Origin of the sequence: Streptomyces calidiresistens (assembly GCF_014141525.1) — a bacterium.
In the GTDB taxonomy this organism is placed as follows: domain Bacteria; phylum Actinomycetota; class Actinomycetes; order Streptomycetales; family Streptomycetaceae; genus Streptomyces; species Streptomyces calidiresistens.
In genome coordinates this window covers 1-10,397 of sequence record NZ_VKHS01000109.1, presented here as the reverse complement: position 1 = coordinate 10,397, position 10,397 = coordinate 1, and the positions used below count along the sequence as shown (strand labels likewise).

At 74.0% G+C, this 10,397-nt stretch carries 7 protein-coding genes, 1 tRNA gene, 1 pseudogene and 1 riboswitch; of the genes and pseudogenes, 8 read left to right on the top strand and 1 reads right to left on the bottom strand.

Annotated elements, in window-relative coordinates; all coding sequences use genetic code 11:
- Together FOE67_RS07370 and FOE67_RS07365 are read left to right on the top strand one after the other, a co-directional pair.
- A pseudogene (locus tag FOE67_RS07370) lies at positions 1-210 on the top strand (hypothetical protein); the annotation flags it as partial.
- Positions 207-1,487, top strand: a complete 1,281-nt coding sequence (locus tag FOE67_RS07365) for a serine/threonine-protein kinase (protein ID WP_323384428.1) — start codon at positions 207-209, stop codon at positions 1,485-1,487. The pseudogene FOE67_RS07370 and the gene FOE67_RS07365, both read left to right, overlap by 4 nt.
- Before the next feature lie 72 nt (positions 1,488-1,559).
- On the opposite strand, the gene FOE67_RS07360 is transcribed toward FOE67_RS07365, so the two are convergent.
- Positions 1,560-1,635: transfer RNA gene (locus FOE67_RS07360), tRNA-Gln, on the bottom strand.
- A gap of 107 nt (positions 1,636-1,742) precedes the next feature.
- Between FOE67_RS07360 and FOE67_RS07355 the strand changes: the two genes are divergently transcribed.
- From FOE67_RS07355 to FOE67_RS07325, 6 genes are all read left to right on the top strand, one after another.
- Entirely contained in the window at positions 1,743-3,302 is a 1,560-nt protein-coding gene (locus FOE67_RS07355; RefSeq protein WP_182661704.1) for a sensor histidine kinase, read from the top strand.
- 633 nt (positions 3,303-3,935) lie between these two features.
- Entirely contained in the window at positions 3,936-5,180 is a 1,245-nt protein-coding gene (locus tag FOE67_RS07350) for a cytochrome P450 family protein (RefSeq protein ID WP_228473649.1), read from the top strand.
- Positions 5,181-5,328: 148 nt separating this feature from the next.
- Positions 5,329-6,456 carry a transglycosylase family protein gene (locus FOE67_RS30295; RefSeq protein WP_323384426.1) on the top strand — a complete coding sequence of 376 codons (1,128 nt, stop codon included), beginning with the start codon at positions 5,329-5,331 and terminating at the stop codon, positions 6,454-6,456.
- Between the two features lie 646 nt (positions 6,457-7,102).
- Positions 7,103-7,278, top strand: a riboswitch (cyclic di-AMP (ydaO/yuaA leader).
- A 3-nt stretch (positions 7,279-7,281) separates the two neighbouring features.
- Positions 7,282-8,001, top strand: coding sequence for a LysM peptidoglycan-binding domain-containing protein (locus tag FOE67_RS07335; RefSeq protein WP_182661700.1), 720 nt, complete (start codon positions 7,282-7,284; stop codon positions 7,999-8,001).
- Positions 8,002-8,326: 325 nt separating this feature from the next.
- Positions 8,327-9,613, top strand: coding sequence for a phosphopyruvate hydratase (gene eno / locus FOE67_RS07330; protein WP_182661698.1), 1,287 nt, complete (start codon positions 8,327-8,329; stop codon positions 9,611-9,613).
- A 148-nt stretch (positions 9,614-9,761) separates the two neighbouring features.
- Positions 9,762-10,268 carry an FtsB family cell division protein gene (locus FOE67_RS07325; RefSeq protein ID WP_182661696.1) on the top strand — a complete coding sequence of 169 codons (507 nt, stop codon included), beginning with the start codon at positions 9,762-9,764 and terminating at the stop codon, positions 10,266-10,268.
- The last annotated feature ends 129 nt before the right edge of the window (positions 10,269-10,397 follow it).

The following is a 10,397-nucleotide window of genomic DNA, read 5'->3' as shown; positions in this document are numbered from 1 at the left end:
CCACCCCACCGGCCGGCGACCCCGCCTCCCGCGGTGCCCCCCGCCGGTGCCGTTCCGCTCACGAAGCCGGCGGCCGACGGCGGTGCCCGCTCCGGCGGGGACACGCCGCCCCCGCCGGACACCCCGGCGCCCGCGTCCCGGCGGATGCGCCAGGTCGCCTCCGAACTCGACGAGCTCGACGACTGGCTGCGCGGCGGGGACCAGCGGTGACCCCCCGGCTCCTGGCCGGCCGCTACCAGCTCACCGAACCGCTCGGCAGGGGCGGCATGGGGGAGGTCTGGTCCGGCCGCGACACCGCCCTGGGTGGTCGGCGGATCGCCGTCAAGCTGCTGCACTCCGACCGCCTGGCCGCCGTCACCGGCGCCATCGAGCCCGAGGAGTTGCGCCGCCGCTTCCTGCGCGAGGCCCGGGCCACCGCCCGCCTGGACCACCCCTCGCTGGTCGCCGTGCACGACGCGGGGGCCGAGGCCGACTGGCTCTATCTGGTCATGCAGCTCATCGAGGGCTCCAACCTCGCCGCCCACCGGGCCGAGAACGAGCCCTATCCGTGGTCGTGGACCGTGGCCGTCCTCGCCCAGCTCACCTCCGCGCTGGTCGCCGTGCACAGCGAGGGAATCGTGCACCGGGACCTCAAGCCCGGCAACGCGATGGTCCGCCCCGACGGCCGGGTCACCGTGCTCGACCTCGGCATCGCGGCGGTCCGCGAGGACGAGGACACCCGACTCACCCGCACCGGCACCCTGCTGGGCACCCCTCTGTACATGGCGCCCGAGCAGGCACTGGGCGGGACCCCCGCCGGCCCCCGGGCCGACCTGTACGCGCTGGGTGTGATCGGTTACGAACTGCTCACCGGTCGGGTGCCGTTCACCGCGCCCAACGCCACGGGCCTGCTCTACCGCAAGATGCACGAGGACCCCGAGCCCGCCGCCTCGCTGCGCCCGGACGCGCCCGCCGAACTGCCCCGCCTGTTGCACCGGCTGCTCGACCGCGACCCCGAACGCCGTCCCGCCGACGCGCACGCCCTCTTCGCCGAGCTGGAGCCGCTGCTCGGGCGGGCCGACCCGGAGGCGCCGCCGGGCGCGGCCGTGCAGATGGATCCCACCCGCCCGTTCCGCCGCCCCCTGGCCCCCTGGCCGCCGGTGCGGCCGGCCGGCGGGCCGCACCCGGACCCGGAGCTGGCGGCCACCATCGGCGAGGTCAAGCGTCTTCTGACGACCGGGGACTACACCCGGGTCGCGGAGCTGCTCAGCCACGCGGTGCCGATGGCCACCGCCCGGCACGGTGCCTCCTCCCGGGTGGTGCGCTCGCTGCGCAAGCAGTACGCCACCACTCTGCTGGACATCGGCCAGTACGGTCGCGCGCTGCCGGAGATCCGGCGACTGCTGCACGACCTGGCCACCGATCTCGATCCCCGCGATCCCGTGCTGGCACAGTTGCGCGAGGACGAGCAGCTGTGCGTGCAGCGGCTGCGCGGCGGCGTGCGCTGATCGGGAGGGCGCCCGCGCCGGGGCCCGGCGGGTGCGGGAAAGCCGAGGGGCCGGGAGTCCCGGCCCCTGCCATGGCTCCGCCGGCTGGATTCGAACCAGCACTACAAGGATTCAAAGTCCTGCGGGCTACCGGTTACCCCACGGCGGATCGCAGCACAGACCCTACCCGAGGTCGGCATCGCGGCGCGCCGCCGTCCCCGGACCTCCACCGGGTCACCCGAAAAGGGGTCGACAGGCGGTCGTAGTCTGGTGTCCATGACGGAAACGGGGGTGGAGCCGCGCGGCGTTCCCGCGCGCGCTCCCGGGGCAGGGGAGGGCCCCGCCCGGCCGCCGTCGGGGTTCCTGTGGTGGCCCCGGCGGCGCAGCGCGCTGCTCGACTCCTGCCTGGCACTGCTCTCCGCCGCCGAGTGCGCCGCCCAGGGCATCGTCTTCGCCGGCCGCGCCGGTCTGCCGACGCTCCCGGTCATGGCGCTGGGCGCTCTCGCCGGGTCGCTGCTGGTCCTGCGCCGCCGTTCCCCGGTGGCCGTCATCCTGATCGCCATCGCGGTGCTCCCCGCCCAGATGGGCTGGGTGATGGCCTCCATCGGCCTCTACACCCTCGCCACCTCCGAGGTGCCGCGTCGGGTGGTCGCCTCCTTCGCCTGCATGGTCGGGATGGGCTCCATCCTGGTCTCCGTCCTCTCCCTGGACGGCGGCGACCTGTATCGCGAGCAGGGGTTGCCCACCTGGTTCACGCTGCTGGTCTCGACGATGTTCGCGATGCTGACCGTCTTCCCGCCGGTCCTGTTGGGCCTGTACGTGCGGGCGCGGCGCCGGCTGGTGGAGTCGCTGCGCGAACGCGCCGACGGTCTGGAGCGGGAACTGGCGCTCCTCGCCGAACGGGCGGGGGAACGGGCCGAATGGGCACGCCGCGAGGAGCGCACCCGGATCGCCCGGGAGATGCACGACGTGGTGGCCCACCGCGTCTCGCTGATGGTGGTGCACTCGGCGGCGCTGGGTGTCGTGGTGCGGGAGGACCCGGAACGGGCGGCGGAGAACGCCGCCCTCATCGGTGACATGGGTCGCCGGGCGCTCACCGAGTTGCGCACCATGCTGGGCGTGCTGAGGGCGGACGAGACGACGGCGAACGGCGGGGCGATCCCCGCGCCGGGCCCGGGGGCCGGGTCCGGTGTCGAACCCGCCCCGGCCCCGGGCCGCCGCTCGGTGCCGGCGGCCGGCGGCGCCCCGGACTCCGACCCCCGCGCCGGGGACGACGGTCCCGGCCCCGACCGGTCCGGGGGGAGGTCCCTCCCGGCTTCCGGGGGTGGCGCGGCGGCGGGCGGGCCGGCCGGCCCGCGTCCCGACGGGCGGGAGCCGGGCGGCGCCCGGGTGGATTCGGGCGGTCCCGTCGATCCGGCGGACGCCGGGCCCCGCCTGCGCGACCTGGCCGACCTGGTGGAGCAGTCCCGGGCGGCGGGCATGGAGGTGCGGCTGTCGGTGGAGGGGACCGTGCGCGAGCACCCACCGGTGGTGGAGAGCACCGCCTACCGGGTGGTCCAGGAGGCGTTGACCAACGTGCACAAGCACGCCGCCGGCGCGTCCACGGTGGTGCGGGTCGCGCACCGCGAGGAGGAACTGGCCGTGCAGGTCCGCAACGGACCGCCGCCGGACACCCCCGGAGCCGATCCCGTGCTGCCCAGCGGCGGCAACGGCCTGGTCGGCATGAGGGAGCGGGTCAAGGCCCTGGGCGGGGGGTTCGTCTGCGGGGTCACCCCCGAGGGGGGCTTCCGGGTCTCGGCCATGCTGCCGGACCGGGCCGGTCGGCCGGTGCGCTGACCGATCGGCGCGAGCGCTTTCCCTTCTCCTGTTCACCGATCCCGGAGGCCCGGAGGACGAAGAGGGCGAAAGGGGGGGCGCCGCAAGAGGGGTGAAGAGGGTGGGAACTTCTTCCGGCTCCCGATGGCGACCCGCCGGCGACCGCCCCCGATGACGGCCCCGAGAGCGGCCCCGACGGCGGACGCGCCGGCGACGGCGCTCCCGGGACCGGTGGGCCGGCACGGCGATCACACCTCCCCTGCCGGTGGTTCCTCCCCGGGGGAAGCCGAGGAGACGGATTCTCCGGAGCCGGGGCGAGCCGATGCCGTTCCTTCCCCTCTTCACCGGGCTCGTGGGGCCCGTCGACTTCATCGGGAACGGGATGACCGTCCCGGCGGCCCCGCTCCCGCCCACGGCTCGGCGGGGGATACGGTCGAGGGCGTGTCGTGCCCGTTTCCCTCCCTTCCGTCCCCGCCCGGCGCCCCGGACGCCGTCGCCGCCCCGGACGCCGTCCGCGCCGGGCCCGCCGACTCCCCGGCCGTTCCGTCGCAGCCCCCCTCCCGGGCCGCCGGCGCGACACCGCCGACCCCGGATCGGGCTTCGGATCCGGCGCCGGCCGGCGCCGGGTGCCCGGCCGCGTCCCCGGTACCCGAACTGTTCGGCCCGGGGTTCGCGGCCGACCCCTACCCCGCCTACGCCCGGCTGCGGGAGAGCGCCCCCGTGCACCGGGTGACGCTGCCCAGCGGTGTCTCCGCCTGGCTCGTCACCCGCTGGGAGGACGCCCGGCGCACCCTGGCCGACCCGCGACTGAGCAAGAACCCCGATCGGCACGGCCCGGCGGCGCACGAGCGCGGCCGGGTCGGCATCCCGGGGGAGCGCGGCGCGAACCTGATGACCCATCTGCTCAACATCGACCCGCCGGACCACACCCGGCTGCGCCGCCTGGTCTCCGCCGCCTTCACCCCGCGCCGGGTGGCTGCCTTCGCGCCGAGAGTGGAGGAATTGACCCACCGTTTGATCGACGGATTCGCGCCCCGGGGCTCGGCCGATCTCATCCACGAGTTCGCCTTCCCGCTGCCCATCTACGCCATCTGCGACCTGCTCGGGGTCCCGGAGGAGGACCACGACGACTTCCGCGACTGGGCGGGGATGATGCTGCACACCGCCGGCCGGCGCGGCGGGGTGGGCCGGGCGGTCAAGCGGATGCGGACCTACCTCTCCGAACTCATCGACCGCAAGCGGGCCGAGCCGGGCGACGACCTGATCACCGCCCTCATCCGGGCCTCGGACCACGGCGAGCACCTCACCGGCGAGGAAGCCGCCGCAATGTCCTTTATTCTCCTCTTTGCCGGTTTTGAGACCACGGTCAATCTGATCGGCAACGGCACCTACGCCCTGCTGCGTCACCCGGATCAGTTGGAGTACCTGCGCGGTGTCGTGCGGGCGGGGGACGAGGCGGCCGTGGACCGCGCGGTGGAGGAGTTGCTGCGCTGGGACGGGCCGGTGGAGATGGCCACCTGGCGCTTCGCCCGCGAGTCGCTGACGATCGGTGGGCAACGCATCGCGGCAGGGGACCCGGTGCTGGTGGTGCTCGCCGCCGCCGATCGCGACCCCGCGCGCTTCCCGGCCCCCGATCGGCTGGACCTGACGCGTAGTGACCAACAACACCTGGGGTACGGTCACGGTATCCATTACTGCCTCGGGGCCCCACTGGCCCGCCTGGAGGGGCGTATCGCGTTGTCCGCACTGCTGACCCGCCTCCCCGACCTGCGACTTGCCGCGGATCCGGAGGAACTGCGGTGGCGGGGCGGACTCATCATGCGGGGGCTGCGGACCCTGCCGGTGGACTTCCGGCGCGAAACGGACCTCCCGGTCGGTAACGCTCCGTCAGTACTGTGATCTGCGCGTGATCCGTGCGGGATCGGCTTGTGATCCGCTCCCGGGTTTGGCTAGGTTCTGGCGTCAACCGCAACGGTGTTCGGCTCCGGGCGAGATCCCGGAGGCGATGCGCGCGGGGTCCGTGTGATTCCATCGAGAGGCCTTCGTCATGCTTTCCGGGTCCGGTCGTCATCGTCGCCCCCGTCAGGCCCCCGCTTTCCTGGTCGCCGCAGGCGTGACCGGCGCGGGCGCCGCGCTCCCTCTCCTCGGGGCCGGGGCGGCACAGGCGGTCGACGGTGAGACCTGGGACCGGGTCGCCCAGTGCGAGAGTGACGGCGAGTGGACCGCCGACACCGGCAACGGCTACTACGGCGGTCTGCAACTGCCGCTGAAGCTGTGGATCGAGTACGGCGGGCAGGAGTTCGCGGACACCCCGGACCTCGCGGGTCGCAGCCAGCAGATAGCCGTGGCCGAGCGCATCCTCGCCGACCAGGGCCCCGGCGCCTTCCCCGACTGCGCGCACAGCGGCGGCCTCCTGGAGGCCGTGCGCCAGGCGCGGGAGGCCGAGGCGGCGGCGGCCGAGCGGCAGGCCGAGGCGGAGAACGCCGCGCCCTCCCGGTCGCGTCAGATCTCCGGGATCGTCGACGACACCGGCAGCGGCGCCGGCCGTCTGTCGCTCGCCGGCACCGAATCCTCTGTCGAGGACCGGGAGTCGACCGGGACCGGGGCGGAGACCTCCACCGGCGGTCGGCACCGCGGCGCCCCCGACCCGAACGAGGCCGAGCGGATCGACGAGCCCGCCTCCGGCCGGCACGCCGCCGACCGCGACACCGAGGACACGGAGCGGGGCACCGGGGAGCGGGGCGGCACCTCCGACCGCACGCCCGGCGACCGCGGGGAGACCGGCGGGACGGGCGACACCGACACGACGGACCGGACCGGGACCGGCGAGGGGAACGGCCGGGGTTCCGGGAACGCGGGCAGCGGCAAGGGCGGCAAGGACGCGTCCGGCGACACGGAGGGGGCCGTGGAGGACCCCGCGGCGTACGAGGTGCTGCCGGGCGACTCGCTGGTGAGCATCGCCGACCAGCAGACCGTGGAGGGCGGTTGGAACGCCCTGTACCGGGCGAACGAGACCCTCATCGGCTCCGACCCCGACCGGATCGTGCCCGGCCAGGTGCTCAGCCTGGACACCTCGGGAGTGGTCGGCGCCTCCGGCAAGGCGGCGGAGGCCGACCTCGACGACCTCGGGGCGGACCTCGACGACGAGGACGCGGCCGGCGGCGCGCAGGGCTGACCCTCCGGCACCGGCGGGCCGGGTCCCGCCGGTGCGGGGCGCCCGACGGCTCCCGTGCGGCTCCAACCGGCCCCTCCCGGTTCCCCGGGAGGGGCCGTGTGCGTTCCGCGCGCCCCGGCGTCCCCGTGGGCCCTCCGGGCCCGTCCCGCCGGGGTGCCCCGCCACACCGGTGCGGCGGTCCGCCGGCACCGGCGCGCGGGGTCGGGGGCGCGGAGCCTCCGCGGATCGGTCGATGCCCCGACCGCGCCGGGCGCATCGACTCCCGTCCACCCCGGCGATATCGGATTGATTGTCCGTTTTGTGGGGATGCTGTGCGGGGCGAAGAGGTGAGGAAAAGTCAGTTTCCGGGCATCTTCCGGCGTTCGGGTCGATGGGCCTTTTGTGACGATATGGCAGCCCGGTGGTGCGCCGATCGTGTGACCATCGTCTCGTGGTAATACGGTTGTGGCGGGTGTGTCCCACTCCTCCGATTCGTCCGTGACCTGCGGTAACGATGCCTCGGCCCCGTCAAGCGACGCCCGTGACGCGATCTTGATTGTTCTTGAATCGTGATGCTCGCTGTGTCTAGTGTCGCCACGCTCGTTCCACAACGGGCGCCTCGGACCGCACGCCGAATCCTGCCGACGGTCCGGAGGTCATGCCGTCGTACGCGTCAGCACCGCAGGCAGGAGCGGGGGACCCAGGTAAGTCGCCGGTCCGGATCCCATCCGGAACGGCTCGGGGTGAAGCCGGCGAGGAGCGCGGAAGCGTTCCCCACCGGCCGGGCCACTCACCACGCCCGAACCCGACAGCTCACCTCGCAGGCGTTCGGTGAGAAGGAATCTCATGCTGTTCTCCGGCAAGGGTCGTCACCGTCGTCCCTCCAAGTCCACCCGTCTCGCCGTGGCCGCCGGTGTGACCGGCGCCGCCGTGGCCATCCCCGTCATCGGCGCCTCCTCGGCCTCCGCCGCGCCGGTCGCCACCTGGGACCGCGTCGCCCAGTGCGAGTCCGGCGGCAACTGGTCCATCAACACCGGCAACGGCTACTACGGCGGCCTGCAGTTCTCGCAGTCCAGCTGGGCCGCCGCCGGTGGCACCCAGTACGCCTCGCGGGCCGACCTGGCCAGCAAGGACCAGCAGATCGCCACCGCCGAGCGCCTGCTCGCCATGCAGGGCCCCGGCGCCTGGCCGCACTGCAGCGTGGTGGCCGGCCTGACCGCCGGTGGCCCCGCCGCCGAGGTCAACCCCAACGGCGGCCAGAGCCAGAACCAGAGCGCCCCGGCCCAGTCCGCCCCGCAGCAGCAGCCCCAGCAGTCGCAGCCGCAGCAGCAGCCGCAGCAGTCGCAGCCGCAGCAGAGCGCCCCCGCGGCCTCCGACTCCGGCCAGAAGGCCAGCCGCGGCGGCGAGCGCACCGCGACCGGCAACTACACCGTGGCCTCCGGCGACACCCTGCACAAGATCGCCACCGCCCACGGCACCACCTGGCAGAAGCTGTACGAGGCCAACAAGGACGTCGTCGGCTCCAACCCGAACCTCATCTTCCCCGGTCAGAAGCTGAACGTCTGATCGGGGACCCGATCACCGATCGGGACCCCGGGCCGATCGGGCACGGCCCCCGGGCGGAAACGCCCGGGTACCCGCCCGATCCCCTCCCGGTGCGGCGGCCCGCGACGGTCCGGCCGGACGTCGCGCTCCGCCGCACCGGGTTTTCTTCTCCTCGTAAACAAAAAGATGCTTTCCCGATCCGCCCCCTCCCACCTGCGGTGATTCCTCCGGGGGAGGGCGCGGAAGCGACCCGGCCGCGTCCGACGGGCGAGCCGGCGCGCCCCGGGGGGCCGTCGGCCCGATAGGCTGCGGACCGCTGGAGACCGACCACACGAAGGAGAACCTCGTGCCGTCCATCGACGTCGTCGTAGCCCGGGAGATCCTCGACTCGCGAGGCAATCCCACCGTCGAGGTCGAGGTCGGCCTCGACGACGGCAGCACGGGCCGCGCCGCGGTGCCCTCCGGCGCCTCCACCGGCGCCTTCGAGGCCCTGGAACTGCGGGACAAGGACCCCGAGCGCTACAACGGCAAGGGCGTGGAGAAGGCCGTCCTGGCCGTCAGCGACCAGATCGGCCCCGAACTGCTGGGCTACGACGCCTCCGAGCAGCGCCTGATCGACCAGGCCATGCTCGACCTGGACGCCACCCCCGACAAGTCCTCCCTGGGCGCCAACGCCATCCTCGGCGTTTCCCTCGCGGTCGCCCACGCCGCGTCGGTCTCCGCCGACCTCCCCCTCTTCCGGTACCTGGGGGGCCCCAACGCCCACCTGCTGCCGGTCCCGATGATGAACATCCTCAACGGTGGGTCGCACGCCGACTCCAACGTGGACATCCAGGAGTTCATGATCGCCCCCATCGGCGCGGAGTCCTTCTCCGAGGCGCTGCGCTGGGGCGCGGAGGTCTACCACAAGCTCAAGTCCGTGCTCAAGGAGCGCGGCCTGAGCACCGGTCTGGGCGACGAGGGCGGCTTCGCCCCCGACCTGGGCTCCAACCGCGAGGCCCTGGACCTGATCCTCGAGGCGATCAAGGGCGCCGGCTACACCCCCGGCCAGGACATCGCCCTCGCCCTGGACGTCGCCGCCTCCGAGTTCCACAAGGACGGCTCCTACGAGTTCGAGGGCCGCTCCCGGACCGCCGAGGAGATGACCGACTACTACGCCGAGCTGGTCGACGCCTACCCGCTGGTCTCCATCGAGGACCCGCTGTTCGAGGACGACTGGGACGGCTGGGCGAAGATCACCGCCCGTCTGGGCGAGCGCGTCCAGCTGGTCGGTGACGACCTGTTCGTCACCAACCCCGAGCGGCTCCAGCGCGGCATCGACGGGAAGATCGCCAACTCGATGCTGGTCAAGGTCAACCAGATCGGTTCCCTGACCGAGACCCTGGACGCCGTCGAGCTGGCCCACCGCAACGGTTACACCTGCATGATGTCCCACCGCTCCGGCGAGACCGAGGACGTCACCATCGCCGACCTGGCCGTCGCCACCAACTGCGGCCAGATCAAGACGGGCGCCCCGGCCCGCTCCGAGCGCGTGGCCAAGTACAACCAGCTGCTGCGCATCGAGGAACTGCTGGAGGACGCCGCGGTCTACGCCGGCCGCAGCGCCTTCCCGCGCTTCCGCCCGCAGGGCTGACGCCCCGGCGCCCCCGCCGCCTGTCGCCGTCCCGTCCCCGGTCACCGTCCCGTACGGTGGCCGGGGACGGCTGTTCGGGTCGTTCGGAACGCCGAGGGACGCCCGAGGGGATCGGGGACGTCCGGGGACACCGACGGAGGAGGAGCGGGTGGCCGAGGGACGGGGCAGGTTCTCCACCGGCAGGTTCTCCACCACCACCCGCATCAAGGTGCTGGGTGAGCAGGCCGCCGCCCGGGTCTACCGGGCGCAGAGCCGACGCCTGCGCCGCCCCGCCCGTCGGGGCCGGCTCACCGGCCGGGCGGCCCTGTTGGCCCTGGTCGTCTGCTCGTTGGCGGTGGCCCTGGCCTATCCGCTGCGCCAGTACATCTCCCAGCGCTCGGAGATCGCCGAGCAGGAGCGCCTGGCCGAGGAGGCCCGCGAGCGCGTCGAACAACTCCGCGACGAGAAGGCCCGCTGGCAGGATCCCGCCTACGTCGAACAGCAGGCCCGTCGCCACCTGCACTGGGTGCGGCCCGGCGAGTACGGCTTCGTGATGCCCGACGCGGCCGACACCACGGATGGGGCGGAGCGCGCCGATCGCGGTCGCGGCGCCGTGGCCCGCCCCTGGTATGACAACCTCTGGGACGGCGTGGACCGCGCCGACCGGTCCCGCTGAGCGCACCGGAGCCCGTCGCGGCCCGTCGCGACCCACAGGAGCCCGCGGAACCGGGGGCGGCCCGTCGCGGCCCGTCGCGGGCCGTCGGAACGATCGAGGAGACACCCCACCCGCCATGCAGAGCCCACC

What these genes read in the sequence shown, in the direction of transcription:
- FOE67_RS07355 (WP_182661704.1), top strand. Translation starts at nt 1,743, where the DNA reads ATGACGGAAACGGGGGTGGAGCCGCGCGGCGTTCCCGCGCGCGCTCCC.
- FOE67_RS30295 (WP_323384426.1), top strand. Translation starts at nt 5,329, where the DNA reads ATGCTTTCCGGGTCCGGTCGTCATCGTCGCCCCCGTCAGGCCCCCGCT.
- FOE67_RS07335 (WP_182661700.1), top strand. Translation starts at nt 7,282, where the DNA reads ATGCTGTTCTCCGGCAAGGGTCGTCACCGTCGTCCCTCCAAGTCCACC.